General features: G+C 64.7%; 12 protein-coding genes. 7 read left to right on the forward strand and 5 right to left on the reverse strand.

The annotated features are described in order from the left end of the window. The first annotated feature begins 214 nt into the window (after positions 1-214). From FHW92_RS05645 to FHW92_RS05655, 3 genes are all read left to right on the forward strand, one after another. A complete protein-coding gene (locus tag FHW92_RS05645; protein WP_168602293.1) occupies positions 215-688 on the forward strand; it encodes a low molecular weight protein-tyrosine-phosphatase in 474 nt (157 codons plus the stop codon). 69 nt (positions 689-757) lie between these two features. Further along, the gene (locus tag FHW92_RS05650; RefSeq protein ID WP_168602294.1) at positions 758-1,801 is read left to right on the forward strand and encodes an AI-2E family transporter; all 1,044 of its coding nucleotides are present in this window, start codon (positions 758-760) and stop codon (positions 1,799-1,801) included. 147 nt (positions 1,802-1,948) lie between these two features. Beyond that, on the forward strand, positions 1,949-4,234 hold the full coding sequence (locus FHW92_RS05655) for a TonB-dependent receptor (RefSeq protein ID WP_168602855.1): 2,286 nt from the start codon (positions 1,949-1,951) through the stop codon (positions 4,232-4,234). Positions 4,235-4,513: 279 nt separating this feature from the next. On the opposite strand, the gene FHW92_RS05660 is transcribed toward FHW92_RS05655, so the two are convergent. Further along, positions 4,514-5,371: an alpha/beta hydrolase gene (locus FHW92_RS05660; RefSeq protein ID WP_168602295.1), complete on the reverse strand. Its 858-nt coding sequence runs from the start codon at positions 5,369-5,371 to the stop codon at positions 4,514-4,516. Beyond that, positions 5,368-6,009, reverse strand: a complete 642-nt coding sequence (locus FHW92_RS05665; RefSeq protein WP_168602296.1) for a TetR/AcrR family transcriptional regulator — start codon at positions 6,007-6,009, stop codon at positions 5,368-5,370. The genes FHW92_RS05660 and FHW92_RS05665 overlap by 4 nt, the downstream gene beginning before the upstream one ends. Before the next feature lie 125 nt (positions 6,010-6,134). Between FHW92_RS05665 and FHW92_RS05670 the strand changes: the two genes are divergently transcribed. Next, positions 6,135-7,391, forward strand: a complete 1,257-nt coding sequence (locus FHW92_RS05670; protein ID WP_168602297.1) for an MFS transporter — start codon at positions 6,135-6,137, stop codon at positions 7,389-7,391. Between the two features lie 257 nt (positions 7,392-7,648). Here the strand turns inward: FHW92_RS05670 and metC are convergent, their stop codons facing one another. The 3 genes from metC to FHW92_RS05685 form a co-directional block, all read right to left on the reverse strand. Then, positions 7,649-8,884 carry a cystathionine beta-lyase gene (gene metC, locus FHW92_RS05675; RefSeq protein ID WP_168602298.1) on the reverse strand — a complete coding sequence of 412 codons (1,236 nt, stop codon included), beginning with the start codon at positions 8,882-8,884 and terminating at the stop codon, positions 7,649-7,651. 93 nt (positions 8,885-8,977) lie between these two features. Then, a complete protein-coding gene (sseA, locus tag FHW92_RS05680) occupies positions 8,978-9,853 on the reverse strand; it encodes a 3-mercaptopyruvate sulfurtransferase (protein WP_168602299.1) in 876 nt (291 codons plus the stop codon). A gap of 146 nt (positions 9,854-9,999) precedes the next feature. After that, positions 10,000-11,538 (reverse strand): hypothetical protein, encoded by a 1,539-nt coding sequence (locus tag FHW92_RS05685; RefSeq protein WP_168602300.1) that lies wholly within the window; start codon positions 11,536-11,538, stop codon positions 10,000-10,002. A gap of 178 nt (positions 11,539-11,716) precedes the next feature. Here FHW92_RS05685 and queF point away from each other — a divergent pair, with 178 nt between their 5' ends. The 3 genes from queF to FHW92_RS05700 all read left to right on the forward strand — a co-directional run bounded on the left by queF (position 11,717) and on the right by FHW92_RS05700 (position 16,015). Beyond that, a complete protein-coding gene (gene queF, locus FHW92_RS05690; RefSeq protein ID WP_168602301.1) occupies positions 11,717-12,187 on the forward strand; it encodes a preQ(1) synthase in 471 nt (156 codons plus the stop codon). Between the two features lie 97 nt (positions 12,188-12,284). Beyond that, on the forward strand, positions 12,285-14,486 hold the full coding sequence (locus FHW92_RS05695) for an RNA degradosome polyphosphate kinase (RefSeq protein ID WP_168602302.1): 2,202 nt from the start codon (positions 12,285-12,287) through the stop codon (positions 14,484-14,486). A gap of 11 nt (positions 14,487-14,497) precedes the next feature. Next, positions 14,498-16,015 carry an exopolyphosphatase gene (locus FHW92_RS05700; protein ID WP_168602303.1) on the forward strand — a complete coding sequence of 506 codons (1,518 nt, stop codon included), beginning with the start codon at positions 14,498-14,500 and terminating at the stop codon, positions 16,013-16,015. Positions 16,016-16,053: the final 38 nt, after the last annotated feature.

A 16,053-nucleotide genomic window follows, 5' to 3' on the forward strand; every position in this document is an offset into this window, starting at 1 on the left:
CGGGGCGATATTGGCAATGCTCGATGGGCGAGATCTTGCATCAGGCGCATGGGTGCGAGGTTTCGCCTGTCTGGTTTTTGTAGAACGCGTATCCAACCTTTTAGGTAAGACTTTCCGCGCCCGTCCCGAATTGGGACCACAATTTAACAAATCGCACGATTCTGCGCCTCGCGGCGAGTGACAAGGGCCGGAATCGCGGTTAATCTGCGCCTCAATGGTGTCGGAAGCCTCAGTCCTTTTTGTCTGTTTGGGCAATATTTGCCGCTCGCCTTTGGCCGAGGGCGCGTTTCGCGCCGCTGCCTCGCGGGCGGGCTTTGCCGTGCATGTCGATTCGGCCGGGACCGGCGGCTGGCACATTGGCGAAGCGCCCGATCCGCGCGCCCGCGCCGAGGCCGCAAGGCATGGTGTGGACATCACCCGATTGCGCGCACGCCAGGTCGAGCGCGCCGATTTCCGGCATTTCAGCCATATCATCGCGCTGGACGAGGCCAATCTGGCCGACCTGCGCCGTCTGGCCCCGGCCGATGCCTCGGCCCGGCTGGCGCTGCTGCTCGACCATCTGCCGGGGCGCGAGGGCCATTCGGTGGCCGATCCCTATTATGGCGGGGCCGAGGATTTCGCCGCGGCATGGAGCGAAATTGCCGCTGCAGCCGAGGCGCTGGTCGACCATTTGCGCTGCCGGGCCTGATAAAACTCGTGTCTTGGCGCGATGCTGTGGCATAAGCACCGGGAAATACACCAATAGTCACGGGGCTCCATGCGCGACGATGATCTGATTGCCTTTACCCGCAAGGCGCTGGCCTTGCTGTTCATCGTGGCGCTGGCGGCGCTGGTGGTGGAATTGTCCTATCTGCTGATTCTGGTGTTTGCCTCGGTGGTGGTGGCCGTCGTGCTGCGCTCGCTGGCGGGGCATTTTCTGCGCCTGCGGCTGGGCGACGGGGCGGCGGTGGGGTTGGCGGTGCTGTCCCTGCTGGCGATTTTTGCGGGGCTGGGCTGGATGTTCGGCGGGCTGGTTTCGGGCCAGTTTGTCGAACTGGGCCGCCAGTTGCCGCAGGCGGTGGATGCCGCGCAGGCCTATCTCGACCATTGGCATATCGACTATAACCTGTCCGAAATGGCCAAGGTGGCGCGTGAGCAATTGTCCTCGATCTTTCAGCGGGCCAGCGGTTTCGTGATCTCGGTGGGCGGGGTGGTCGCCGATGTCGCGGTGGTGTTTGTGGGGGGCATCTTCTTTGCCGCCGATCCGGCGTTCTATCGCGGCGGGGTGCTGCGCCTGCTGCCCCGCTCGGTCGAAAGCCTGATGGCCGACGCGCTCGATGATTGCGGGCGCGGACTGCAATTGTGGCTCAAGGGGCAAATGGCCTCCAGCCTGTTCATCGCGGTGCTGACGCTGGTGGGGTTGCTGCTGTTGCAGGTGCCCTCGGCCTATGCTCTGGCGATACTGGCCGGGGCGTTTGATTTCATTCCCTATCTGGGGCCAGTGCTGGCCGCGATTCCCGGCGTGCTGGTCGGCTTTTCGGCCAGCCCGTCCACGGGCCTGTGGACCATCGGCCTGTTTGTGCTGGTTCAGCAGATTCAGGGCCATGTGGTGCAGCCGATGGTGCAGAAAAGCTCGGTTGATCTGCCGCCGGTCGTGCTGCTTTTCACGGTGATCGCCACAGGCACCTTGTTTGGTCCGCCGGGGGTTCTGCTGGCCGCGCCGATGACCATCGTGGGCTATATTCTGGTCCAGCATCTTTATATCGGCGCGATGCTGGGGCGCAGCCCCAAGCGGCCCGCAGGCCCGCGCGAGAACACCTGAACCACTTTTCATGTTGCGCCTTGGCAACGCTTTTGCGGGCTTTTTCGGTGTGCCCGTAATTCAAAGTTGAAAGGCGGTTCACCTTTCAATATTGTCCCCTTCAGACGCCGGCGCAAAAGATCGCCGCGCAAGGAGAGGAACATGGCCCTGAACGCCCGCAAGAGCATCCGTCCGTCCGCCGTCCTTTTGATGGCCAGCGTGGCCATCGGCGCGCTGCCCGCGCCCGCTATGGCCCAGCAAGGCGCGAGCAATGGCGACATCATCGTTACCGCCCGCCGCCGCAATGAATCGCTCAACAACGTGCCGATCACCATGACCGCGCTGACCGGCGACCAATTGGCCGCCAAGGGTTTTGCCGATATCACCTCGCTGGCCGATGAAGTACCCAACGTGACGCTGGAGCCTTCGCGCGGGACCAATTCGACGCTCTCGGCCTTCATCCGCGGCGTGGGCCAGCAGGACCCCGTTTCGGGCTTTGAACAGGGCGTGGGCATCTATCTCGATGACGTCTATCTCAACCGCCCGCAGGCTGCCGTGCTGGACATTTACGATGTCGAGCGCGTCGAAGTGCTGCGCGGGCCGCAGGGCACGCTTTACGGCCGCAACACCATTGGCGGCGCGATCAAATATGTGACGAAAAAGATCGACGACAAGCTGCATCTGGGTCTGCGCGGCACTTATGGCAGCTATGACCAAGCCGATGGCGTCGCCACGATCAGCAGCCCGATCACCAAGGACGGGTTGATCCGCGCCAGCGGCACGCTGGCCCGGCTGACGCGCGGCGGTTTCGGGCGCAATCTGACCACGGGCTTGTCGAATTATAACAAGGACATCTGGGCCGGACGCGGCACGATCGAGGTGCATGGCGACAAGATCTTCGCCCGCCTGACCGGTGATTACACCCATGACATGTCGAACCCGCGCGGCGGCCACCGCGAGATTCCGGGCCAGTACAGCGGCGCCCCGGTGCTGGCCAATGTGTTCGACACGCAGGCGGGGCTCAACAGCCCCAAGCAGGATGTGAAGGCATGGGGCTGGTCGCTCTTCCTTGAGGCCAAGCCGACCGAGGCGCTGACGCTGCGTTCGATCACCGCCTTCCGCAAGGACGATTCGGCCTCGCCCATCGACTTTGACGCCACCGCCTCGCAGGACGTCGATGTACCTGCCTATTACCGCAATAAGCAATGGAGCCAGGAGCTTCAGGTGCTTTACAGCAAGGGCCGTTTCAACGGCATGGCGGGTTTCTATTACCTCTATGCCACGGCGCTGACCCAGTTTGACGTGCGCCTGTTCACCACGCTGCCCGGCTTTACCGCCTACACCGACGCCAATATCCGCACCGACACGATGGCCGGTTTCGTCAACATGTCCTATGACATCACCGACCAGATCAGCATCGAGGCGGGCGGGCGCTATACCTGGGACAAGCGCTATGCCCAGATCCTGCGTCAGAATTATCTGGGCGGCGGTTCGCCCACATTCGGCGGGGCGGGAACGCCCTTTGGCGCCCCCAGCACCAATTTCCTGGGCAGCGCCAGCTATACCAAATTCACCCCGCGCGTGTCGCTCAACTGGCGGCCGGATCCGAACAACACGATTTACGCCAGCTTCAGCCAGGGCTTCAAGGGCGGCGGTTTTGACCCGCGCGGCGTGGGCGTCAATGCCCCCGCCGGGGTCAGTCAGGGCCAGTTCCTCAGCTTCCGCCCGGAAAAGGTGGACAGCTATGAAATCGGCCTGAAAACCCGGCTGTTCGATCGCAAACTGGCGCTCAATCTGGCCGCATTCCGCATGGATTACACCGATGTGCAGATCCCCGGCTCGCTGGCTTGTACGGTCAGCGGTCTGCCCAGCTTCTGCGGCGTAGTGACCAATGCGGGCAAGGCGCGGATGCAGGGTGTGGAAGCCGAGGCGCGGCTGAAGCTGGGGGCGCTTTCGCTCAATGGCTCGCTAGGCTATATCGACGCCAAATATCTGCAATATATTACGCTGATCGCGGGCCAGCCCACCGATGTGGCCGCCAACCGCAAGGTGCAGAACACGCCCTCATGGACCGGCAACGCCTCGGCCACTTATGCGATTCCGGTGCCCGCCGGTTCGCTTGACCTGTCGGGCGGCGTCTCGTGGAAGAGCACGACCTATCAGTTCGAAATTCCCAACCCCTATCTCGACCAGCCTGCCTATGCGCTCTTCGACGCCAGCCTCGTCTATCGCGCGCCGGGCGGCCGCTGGACGCTGGGCGTTTATGGCAAGAACCTCGCCGACAAGCGCTACAAGACCTCCGGCTACACCTATGTCGCGGCCAATCCCACCACCGGGGCGCTGACCTATACAGCGGGCGGCGCGCTGATCCCCACGCTGGGCAAGGAAGGCGTGTTGACCACCTATTGGGGCAATCCGCGGCAGGTGTTTGCGACGGCTACGGTGAATTTCTAAGGAGAAGGGAAGGGATGCCTCCGGCGGGCAAAGGGACTCAGTCCCTTTGCAATCCCGATAATGGGGTGGTGCCGGATGGACCGACTTGGTGTCTCGAACATGAAAAACAAAAGCCTGCGGCGCTGTTTAATGGCGCCGCAGGCTTTAATTTTTCTAAGGCCGCGTCCGACACAAAACGCCGAACTTATAGCGCAACGAAGACAGTAACGGGAGCGCGAGGGGCCAACCGATTTGTCTCGACAAATCGGCTCTTTAAAAACCGTCCCTCGCATTTACCCCTTAATCCACCTGATCAAAAAATCGCCCCATCGCCTCCCGCGCATCCGGCTCATCCATCATCGGCGCATGGCCAACGCCCGCCACCGGGGCCAGAACAGCGCGCGGCTTGCCCGCCACCATTGCCTGCGCCACATCCGCGTCCAGCAGATCGGTCACCGTCCCGCGCAGCACCAGCACGGGCCGCGCATCGGCAAAACGGTGCCATTTGCCCCACGGGTCCGGATCGGCCACGATGCGGGCCAGCGCGCGGGCGATGCCGGGATCGTAATCGGCGATGACCTGTCCGCCTTCCTCGCGGAACAGTCGGCGGGCCATGGCCATCCAGTCGGCGGGGCCGTAATGGGCAAACACATCGGCGTTCATCGCCGCGCAGGCGTCGGCGGCGGCCTGCCAGTCGGGCAGGGGTTTGCCCTGGCCCACATAGCCCGCGATCCGGCCCAGCCCCACCATCGAAAGCTGCGGCCCGATGTCATTGATCACCGCCCCTGCCACCAGTTCGGGATAGAGCGTGCCCAGTTCCACCGTGATCAGCCCGCCCATCGAGGTGCCGACAAAGATCGCCCGGCCAATCCCCAATTGCGCCAACAGCGCGGTGATGTCCGCGACATAGGTGGCGATGTCATAATTTTCTGCCGGGTCGCGCTCGGAATGGCCGCGCCCGCGCATGTCCAGCGCCAGCACCCGCCTTTGCCGCGCCGCGATCCATGGCGAGACATTTTCGAAATCGCGCGAATTGCGGGTCAGGCCATGCAGGCAGACCACCGGCAGGCGCGCCTCGCCGCCCGCCCCGGCATAATCGCGGGCAAACAGGTTCAGCCCCTCGGCGCTGCGCCAGTGGCGGGTGACATGGTCGTTCATGGCTTTTCCTCCCGCCGCGCGAGGCCCTCGGTGATGAAGCGCCCCGCCTCGCGCACGACATCCTCGGGCGCCTCATCGCCCCACACGCCGTAGCGCAGGCCGAGGAACACGTTGATGCCCATCAGCGCCCAGGCCCGCACCTCGCAATCGCCATCGCTGATCTCGCCGCGCTCCATCGCCGATTGCAGGCGGGAGGCGATGCGGGTGGCCGATTTGGTGTAATGTTCGCGATAGGCGGCCGGATCGACGAATTCGGATTCGTCGATGATGCGATAGATCTCTTTATGCTGGCGGACGAACTCCAGATAGGCGAGCTGGCCCGCCTGTTCGGCGGCGATCTGGTCCGGGGCGGCGGCAATGCGCGGGGCGACGAAATCCTTCACCTGACCCGAAAGATCGCGCACAAGGGCCTGAAAAATCGCTTCCTTGCTGTCGAAATAGACGTAAAAGCTGCCCGTGGCCACGCCAGCGCGCGCGGTGATCTGGCTGATCGCGGCGTCGTGAAAGCCCTTTTCGCCAAATTCCTCGGCCGCGGCATTGAGCAGCGCGCGCAAGGTGCGCCGCCCGCGCTCGGTCTTGGGCACCTTGTTCGCACCGGGAACGGGGGCGGGCGCCGGGGTGTTTTTCGTATCAGACATCGCTCTTGCCGCTTTCTAATTTGAAGCGTGATTCATTTTTCACTATTATGCCCAAGCAGGCCCAAAGCGCAAGGTTTACCCCGCAAGGTTTACCGGACATGCGCAAGGCCCCTTGGGAGAGAAACATGTCCGACCCCGCGACCCGGAAAAACCCGGCCACGCAAAAGCCGATATTTGTGCTGGCCATGCTGCTGGTGGTCTATACGTTCAATTTCATTGACCGCCAGATCCTTGGCATTCTGGCCGGGCCGATCAAGGCCGATCTGCATCTGACCGATACGCAACTGGGCGCGCTGGGCGGTTTTGCCTTTGCGCTGCTCTATTCCACGATGGGCCTGCCGCTGGCCTGGCTGGCGGACCGGCGGGGCCGGACGCGGGTGATTGCAGCCTCGTTGGCGGTGTGGAGCGCCTTTACCGCTCTGTGCGGCGTGGTCTCGGGCTTTTGGGCCATGTTTGTGTGCCGCCTTGGCGTGGGCGTGGGCGAGGCGGGGGGCGTTGCGCCCTCTTATGCATTGATTTCCGACACATTCCCGGCCCACCAACGAGCGCGGGCGCTGGCAGTCTATTCGCTGGGCATTCCGCTCGGTTCGGCGGCGGGGGTGCTGCTGGGCGGCTATGTCGCGGCGGCGGTCAACTGGCGCGCGGCCTTTCTGGGTGTGGGGCTGGCGGGGCTGGTGTTCACGCCTTTGTTCGGCCTGCTGGTGCGCGATCCGCCCAAGGCTGAGAGCGTCAAGGCGCCCGCCCTGCTCGATGTTCTGCGTATCCTTGCCGTCAAGCGCAGCTTCTGGCTGCTGGGCTTTGGCGCGGGGTCCTGCTCGATGATGGGCTATGGGCTGGCCTTCTGGCTGCCCTCGCTGATGCGGCGTTCGTTCGGGCTGGATCTGGTGCAGACCTCGCAGTTCTTCGGCCTGCTGCTGCTGATCGGCGGCACAGTAGGGGTGATGGCGGGCGGCGTGTTTGCCGACTGGCTGGGCGGGCGCAGCCGCGCGGCCTATGGCTGGCTGCCGGCGGTGTCCTTCCTGCTGGGCGTGCCGCTGTTTGCCGCCGGGCTCTATTCCGGTTCGGCCCAGATCGCTTTCTGGCTTTTCCTTGCGCCTCAGGCGCTGGTCTATCTCTGGCTCGGCCCGGTGCTGACGGCGGTGCAGCATCTCGTGCCCGCCCCGATGCGCGCGACCGCCTCGGCCAGCTTTCTCTTGATTAACAATCTGATCGGCGTTGGCCTCGGCTCGCTCACCATCGGCAAGCTCTCGGATATGCTGACGCCCGCCTATGGCGATGATGCCCTGCGCCATGCGATCCTGCTGGGGCTGGGGTTCTATCTGCTGGCCGCCGTTCTGATGATGGCGGGGGGGCGGTTTTTGGCGCGGGAGTGGGTGGATTAAAGGGGAGAGTTTTTGCCTCCGGCGGGCAAAGGGCAGGGGCCCTTTGCAATCCCGTTAATGTCGGCGTTGCGCTATGAGGGCGGGGTTGTGTGTTGCGCGCGGCGTCTGAATTTTAAAGCCTGCGGCGCCTATCAGCGCAACCCCGCCGCGCCGCAGGCTTTATAAAATGGTCCCATCCGCGCCGATCCCGGCTAAAAAATCTCATTAATGGGATTGCAAAGGGACCGAGTCCCTTTGCCCGCCGGAGGCACATTTTTTTACCTTTGGGCCGCCCAAACCCCCAAAGCCTGCTCCAGATCCGCGATCAGATCACGCGGATCCTCCAGTCCGATTGACAGCCGCACGCCAAAGCGGTCCTCCGCCTCCATCCCCGCCAAAGGCCAGACGCTGGCCGTACGCACGCGAGCAGGATCAAGCGGGGTGGCCAGGCTTTCAAACCCGCCCCATGAATAGCCGATCCCGAAGAGCGAGAGCGCATCGATCAACGCATCGCGCGCCGCGCTGCTGCCCCCGCGCAGGACAAAGCTGAACAACCCGCAGCCTCCGGTGAAATCGCGGCGCCACAGATCATGCCCCGGCGCGCCCGGCAGCATCGGGCACAGCACTTTCGCCACCTCGGGCCGCTGCGCGAGCCATCCGGCAATGGTCAGCGCGCTGGCCGTTTCACGTTCCAGCCGGAGCGAGAGTGTGCGCAGGCCCCGCAGCACCAGTGCCGCGTCATCGGGGCTGACCACGGTGCCCATCTGTTGGGCGTGGCGGCGCAGGCGGTCGTACCATTCGGGGCCTGCGCTGGCGCTGCCCATCATCACATCGCTGTGACCGCCCGCGTGCTTGGTCAGCGCCATCAGCGTGATGTCGATGCCATGGGGCAGGGGGGCAAAACCGAGCGGGCTGGCCCATGTGTTGTCGATGATGCTGGTGATGCCCCGGTCGCGGCAGATCGCGGCGATGGCGGGCACGTCCTGCACGTCGATGGTCAGGCTGCCGGGCGATTCGAGCAGGACGGCGGCGGTGCGCTCGCAGATCGCGGCCTCGAAACTGGCGATGTCGGTGGGGTCGAACCAGCGGGTTTCCACGCCGATGGTCTTCAGGATGCCATTGCCCAGCGTCCGACTCGGCTCATAGGCATTGTCGGTCATCAGCAGCACATCGCCCGGTTTCAACACCGCCAGCAGCACGCCCGAAATCGCCGCCAGACCGCTGGGATAAAGCACCGTGCCCGCCGCGCCCGGCTCGATCTGGGTCAGCGCCTCGGCCAGCGCCCATTGCGTCGGCGCGCCGCGACGGCCGTAATAGAACCGCCCATCCTCATTATAGGCATGGCCCGCGCGCAGCGCCGCCATATCGGGATAGAGATGCGTCGAGGCGCGCCACACGGCGGGCGTCACCACGGCGGAGGGGTGGTTTTCGATCCCGGTCCATTCCGGGCGGCGACCTGCCAGCGTCAGTTGCGTGTCGGTGTGCAGGGCTGATGTGTCGATGTTCTTGGCCATGGCGATGCTCTGGCCGTTTTTTTGCCCAACGAAAAGTTGAGTTTGCAAATAGGGACAATTTGCCGCACCGAAACGCCCGGTGCGGTCAAATCGTCAGGCCCCGGTTTTCAGACTGGCGGCGTTATATTGCGCCGGTCCGGTTTCCTTGGGCATAGCGGGATCGGCGCCCCATTCGGCCCAGCTGCCGTCATAGAGCGCGACATCTTCCTTGCCGATCAGATGCAGCGCGAAAATCAGTACGCAGGCGGTGATCCCGCTGCCGCAAGAAGCGATGATCGGGCGGGACAGATCGACGCCCGCGCTTACAAATGCCTCGCGGATGCCCTTGGCGTCCTTGAACGTGCCGTCGGGCCGATACATCAGCGTATAGGGCACATTGAAAGCGCCGGGAATATGGCCCGCCGCCATGCCGGGGCGCGGCTCGGGCGCGCTGCCCGCGAAACGCGCGGCGCCGCGTGCATCGACCACCTGTTCCGCCCGCGTGCCGATATTGGCCAGCACGGAGAGCTTGTCGCGCAGCTTTTCGGAGGCCTGCCATGCGGTGTAATGGCGGTGGCGCAATTTCTTGTCGCCTTCCTCCACCTTGCGCGCCTCGGCATGCCATTTGGCAAGGCCGCCATCCAGGATCGCCACATTCTGCGCCCCGAACAGTTTGAGCATGAACCATGCGCGTGCCGCACTGTGGATGGCTGAATCGTCGTAAAGCACGATGCGGCTGCCATCGCCAAGGCCAAGCGACTGCATCCGGCTGGCGAAACGTTCCGGGCCGGGCAGGGTGTTTTCGATCCGCGCCCCCGGATCGGCCAGATCGGCCAGATCCATGAACACCGCACCGGGGATATGCCCGGTTTCATATTCATCCTTCGCGTTGCGCCCCGCGTCGGGCAGGTGGCTGCTGGCGTCGACGATGCGCAGATCGCACGCCTCCATGTCATCAGCCAGCCACTGGGTTGTCACCAGGCTTTCCATTCGCCGGCGCTCCTCCTTCGCTGCGAAAGCGAAAAATCTAGGCTCGAATTGTGATCGACGCAAACGGTTTTGTCGGGAAACGCGCTGCTATGAAGTTTGTATTGAACTAAAGCATTATATTGCAAGTGCGAAAGGCTGCTCTATCCCTACTCGTGTGCAATGCTTTGCACCAGCAGATTGTCGTATAAATGCGCCCCGCCATCCAGCGGAATCGGCACCAGCCGCCCCCCTTCCTCCGGCAAGCCGATCAAAAATGTGCGGTCCTGAAAAGGATGGGCCGCCGCGCCCTCGACCGTGGCAAAGATTCGCGCCGCCCCGACCAGCAAACGCATTGCGCCAAGCCGCAAAGCAGGCAGTTTGGCCAGCGGCACGCGCCATTCCTCGGCAATCGCGGCCTCTTCGCCCGGCATCAGCGTGGCCAGACTGTGCGCCAGCGCGGTATGGGGCAGATCGCCCTCGGGTGTGCTCATGCAACTGTCCACCCGAATCGGGCCGAGCGGCCCTGCGCCATCGTTGCGCAGCGTGACGCGGAACCGCAATTCGATCCGCGATGCGCTTGTGCTCAAACGCAGCGCCTCAAAGCCTATGGCCAGCGGATCGGGCGGGGCGATGGGCACGGGCCTGGCCGGTTCGGCGGGCTGGATGCGGTTGAACAGGGGCGATGGCTTGAACACGCCGCGCGTTGGCGGCGTTGTCTCGGGCTCCGGCCTTGACGCGATGGTGATGGCTTCGGGCGTTGGGGCATCGGCGGGAAAGGCTTGGGCGGCCGCGTGGGCCGGCTGGCGCGGGATTTCTGTGGTCGCGGCTCTGGTGATGGGCGACTTGGGCGCGGTCTGTGCATCGGCATAGGCCGCGGGAAAGGAGGATGCGAGCGGGCGCTCTGCGGTCGGCGCGGGGGCTTGCGCTGCCTCTGCCTCAACGGCCTCATCGAACATGCGCGCGATGGTGGCGGCATGGTCCTCATCGCCTGCGGGATCAGACGGCGCGGCGCGGTGCTGAGCGGGGCGTTTGACGGGGCTGGGTTCGGGTGTGGCGTCGCCCTGCTCCCGCCTTTTCCGCCGCGCCCGCCAGCGCAGGATCAGCCACAACGCGCCCAGTTCCAGAGCCAGCCCGACCCCGATGCCGATCGGATAGAGCCTGTCACGCCATGGCGCGCTCGCCGAAACCGGGGCCGCCGGACGTGGCGCGGCGGCGCGCGGCGGGGCGGGCGACGCCTGAATAGCCGGAGCGGGCGTGGCCACGGGCGTGGCTTTGGCTACTGGAGCGGGGGCAACCGGAACTGCGGCCGAAGCAGGTGCAACCGGCGCGGCGCGTGCGACCGGGGGCGCCGCATGGGCGATGCGGAGGCGGGGCGTTTCGGCGGGGATGTTTTCTTTGGCCTGAACACGCGGAGCCGCCGCGCGAGGGGGATCGCTGCGTGTGGGCGGCGGGCTGGGGCGGGGTGTCCAGGTGACGGGGATTTTGCCGACCGGGTCCTTGAACACGGGAACGATTTGCGGACCCTTGGGCGTGGATGCGCTGCTGGCCGTGGCCGTTGGGGCCGGGGGCGTGCCGAAAACGTCGAGCGATTGCGCCTGAGCGCTCGCGGCGCCCAGCAGAACGGACGCCGCCAATCCGCCCGCCGTTCCGCTCAGGCGGATTGGCGCGGCCCATGGGGTCCGGCCGGATCTGAACAGTTTGCGCATTGCCCCATTGTCGCTCCAAACGGGTTAGCCGAGGGATAAGCCGGGGCGAGGGCTAATCCTAGCTGGGGCTTGCACCTATACGGATTTGTTCAAAGCCTTAACCCTGGATGGCGGCCCCCTTGCGCACCTGTCCGCCTGCCCGCTTGTCTCGGGCGCGCGGCGGTGGCATGGGGGTGGCATGAGCAATTCCCATGACGCGCCGCTTGCCCCCAAATTCCTTGGCCAGAACACCGGCCTGCCCGCATCGCCCGACGAGGCGGTGCTCGATTATGTGCCCAATCCGCGCGTGGGCAGCCTCTATCTGACGCGCTTTGCCGCGCCCGAGTTTACCTCGCTCTGCCCCGTCACGGGCCAGCCCGACTTTGCCCATATTGTCATCGACTATGCCCCTGATCAGACGATTGTGGAGAGCAAGTCGCTGAAACTGTTTCTTGGCTCGTTCCGCAATCATGCCGGTTTCCACGAGGATGTGACGGTGGGCATCGGCCAGCGCCTGTTTGATGAAATGCGCCCGAAATGGCTGCGCATCGGGGGCTATTGGTATCCGCGCGGGGGCATCCCCATCGACGTGTTCTGGCAATCGGGGCCCGCGCCCGAGGGACTGTGGGTGCCAGAGCAAGGCGTCGCTTCCTATCGCGGGCGGGGATAAAGGGGCATTATTGCCCTTGCGGCATTCCCCTGTCATCCTAGTGTAACCTTATGTCGGGAGGGCGGGCCTGTGCCTGCCCACCTTGTCGAGGAATATCATGGACGCTCTTGCCGCTTCTGTTGCCGAAACCCCGCCCATCAGCAGCGATCTGGCCGCGATCAAGGCCATTCCCGACCGCTTCTTCAACCGCGAACTCTCGTGGCTGACCTTTAACCAGCGCGTGCTGGAAGAGGCGCGGCGGATGGAATATCCGCTGCTCGAAAGGCTGCGGTTTCTCTCGATTTCGGGCAACAATCTCGACGAATTCCTGATGGTGCGCGTGGCGGGGCTTGCCGGACAGGTGCGCCGCCATATTGCCGAAGTTTCCATCGACGGGCTGACCCCGCCGCGCCAGTTGGCCGCGATCCGCGACGAGGTGATGCGACTGGAGGCGATGCAGCAGGAGATCTGGCTCGAACTGCGCGAGGCGCTGGAGGGCGAGGGCATCCATGTGGTGGGCGACCGGGGCGGGCGCAGCCTTGATCCGGTGCAGTCGCGTTGGCTCAAGGATTACTTCCTTGATCGCATCCTGCCCGTCATCACGCCGCAGGCCATCGACCCGGCGCATCCTTTCCCCTTCGTCACCAATGGCGGCATGGGCGTGATGATGAGCCTGACGCGCATTGCCGATGGCGCGCAAGTGATGGAAATGGTGCTGATTCCCGCCGCCCTGCCGCGCTATGTGCGCATTCCGGGCGATGATGAGGCGGCCTATGTCTCGATCGCCGATGTGATCTGGCTTAATGCGGAAAGCCTGTTCCCCGGTTTTCAGGTGCTGGGCCACGGCGTGTTCCGCGTGCTGCGCGACAGCGACATCGAAATCGAGGAAGATGCCGAGGATCTGGTGCGCTATTTCCGCACCGCGATCCAGCGCCGCCGCCGGGGCAGCGTCATCATGCTCCAGCTTCAGGGCGATTTCCTGCCCGAGGCCGAGCAATTGCTGCGCGATCAATTGCGGCTGGATCATGCGATCATCATCCGCAGTCATGGGCCGATTGACATGGCGGGCCTGTCGGCCATCGTCGATGAAAAGCGGCCCGAGCTGAAATTCGCGCCCTATTCGCCGCGCTATCCCGAACGCATCCTTGAGCATGATGGCGATATTTTCTCGGCCATTCGCGAAAAGGATCTGGTGGTTCACCACCCCTATGAGAGCTTTGAGGTCGTCATCGACTTCCTCCGGCAAGCCGCCGCAGACCCGGAAGTGGTGGCGATCAAGCAGACGCTCTATCGTGCGGGCAAGCAATCCTCGATCATCAACGCGCTGTGCGCCGCGGCCGAGGCGGGCAAGTCCGTTACCGCCGTGGTGGAACTTAAGGCCCGGTTCGACGAGGAGCAGAACCTGCACTGGGCCAGCCAGCTTGAAAATGCCGGGGTTCAGGTGATCTACGGCTTTGTCGACTGGAAAACCCACGCCAAGATCAGCATGGTTGTGCGCAGCGAAAAGGACAGCGACGGGGCGCAGGTCTATCGCACCTATTGCCACTTCGGCACCGGCAATTACCACCCGATCACGGCCCGCATCTATACCGACCTGTCCTATTTTACCGCCGATCAGGCGATCGGGCGCGACGCCAATCAGATCTTCAACTTCATCACCGGCTATGTCGAGCCGCGCCGCACCGCGTTGCTGGCGGTCGCGCCGGTGTCTTTGCGCGAACGGCTCTATGGCAGCATCGAGCGCGAGATCGCCAATGCCCGCGCGGGCAAACCGGCGCAGATCTGGGGCAAGCTCAACTCGCTGACCGACAGCCAGCTCATCGACCGGCTCTATGAGGCAAGCTGCGCCGGGGTCGAGGTGCGGCTGGTGGTGCGCGGCATCTGCTGTCTGCGCCCCGGCATTCCGGGTCTGTCGGAAAACATCACGGTCAAATCGATCATCGGGCGCTTTCTCGAGCATACCCGCGTCTGGGCCTTTGCGGGCGGGGCGGCGCTGCCCAATCCGCGCGCGCGCGTGTTCATTTCCAGCGCCGACGGCATGAGCCGCAACCTTGACCGCCGCGTCGAGGTGCTGGTGCCGATCCGCAACAAGACCGTGCACGATCAGGTGCTCGATCAGGTCATGATGGCCAACCTGCTGGACAGCGAGCAAAGCTGGCTGCTGGGCGCCGATGGCCATTACACCCGCGCCGAACTGGGCGAGCAGCCCTTTAACGCGCATCGCTATTTCATGACCAATCCTTCGCTGTCGGGGCGCGGGGCATCGCTGGGGTCTGGGCGCAAGGTGCCCAAACTGGCGCTGCGCCGGGGCCGGGCGTAAAACGGAACGCTATGATTCGCCTCCCCGCTTCTTTTCCGTCCGCGCAGGATCAGCGCGCGATCATCGACATCGGCTCGAACACCGTGCGTCTGGTCATCTATGGCGGGCCGGTGCGCGCGCCGGTGGTGCTGTTCAATGAAAAGGTCACCGCGCGCCTGGGCAAGGGCGTGGCCGAAAGCGGGATGCTCTCGGCCAAGGGCATGGCTACGGCGCTGGCGGCGCTGGCGCGCTTTGCCATCGTGCTCAAGCTGCGCGGGGTGGACGATGTTCAGACCGTGGCGACGGCGGCAGCGCGCGATGCGGCCAATGGCGGCGCATTTCTTGAACAGGTGGCCGCCCTTGGCCTCTCGCCCCGGCTGCTCTCGGGCGAGGAAGAGGCCGTGGCCAGCGCGCGCGGCGTGCTCTCGGCCTTTCCGGGCGCCTGCGGGATTGTCGCGGATCTGGGCGGCGGTTCGCTCGAACTGATTGATATCGAGGGCGATGCCAAGGGCGGCGGGCGCTGCACCCATGGCGTGACGCTGCCTTTGGGCACTTTGCGTCTGGCGGCGCTGCGGGCGGATGGGAACGATAAATTCGCCCGCCGCATCCACCGTATGCTGAAAGGTCAGGACTGGGACGCCCATTCGGGGCAGGTGCTCTATCTGGTGGGCGGATCGCTGCGCGCCTTTGCCCGCTTCGCCATGGAGCAGGTGAACTGGCCGATCGACGATCCCCATGCCTATGAACTCTCGCCCGAAGAAGTGCTCTCGGCGGTGCGTGCGCTCCAGTCCAAGACGGCGCGGGGCAATGCGCTGAGCCCGATCAACGGTGTTTCGGCCTCGCGTCTGGCCAGCCTTGCCGATGCGGGGGCCTTGTTGGGCCAATTGGTCAAGGAATTGCATCCCTCGCGTGTGGTGTTCTCGGGCTGGGGCCTGCGCGAAGGTTTGCTGGCGGGCGCGATGGGCGCGAAAACGGCGGGGCAGGACCCCTTGCTGGCGGGCGTCATCGCCTTTGTCGAGATGCAGCAGCCGGGCCTGTCCTCGGCGGGCGAGCTGGTGGCGCGCTGGACCGCGCGGCTGGGCTATGCCGGGCCGGACAATCTGCGTCGCGCGGCGGTGATGCTGGCGCTGGCCTCCTTGCGCTCCGAACCCAATCTGCGCGCCGAACAGGCCGCGCAATGGGCGCTGCGCAAACGCTGGCTGGGCGTGGACGAGGCCGGGCGCGCGATGATCGCGATGGCCGTGCTGGCCAACAGCGGTCAGGCCGAGATCCCCACTGAACTGCCCCGGCTGGCCCCGTTGCAGGATCTGCGCGAGGCGGTGATCTGGGGCATGGCCACGCGGCTGGCGCGGCGCTTCTGCGCGGGGGCGGGCGAGGTGCTGGAGGCCTCCTCGCTGACCATTTCCGGGCGCAAGCTGGTGCTGGCGACGACTCACGCCATGGCCCCGCTCTATACCGATGCCTGCGCCAAGGATCTGCGCGTGCTGGCCGAGATGATGGGCCTGACCCCGCATCGGTTGAGCGTGGAAACTGCGGCTGATCTGCCGTAATCGCGGCTCTGTCACAGTTCTGACTTGGCCCCGTCATG

Source organism: Novosphingobium sp. SG707 (assembly GCF_012275515.1).
Lineage (GTDB): Bacteria > Pseudomonadota > Alphaproteobacteria > Sphingomonadales > Sphingomonadaceae > Novosphingobium.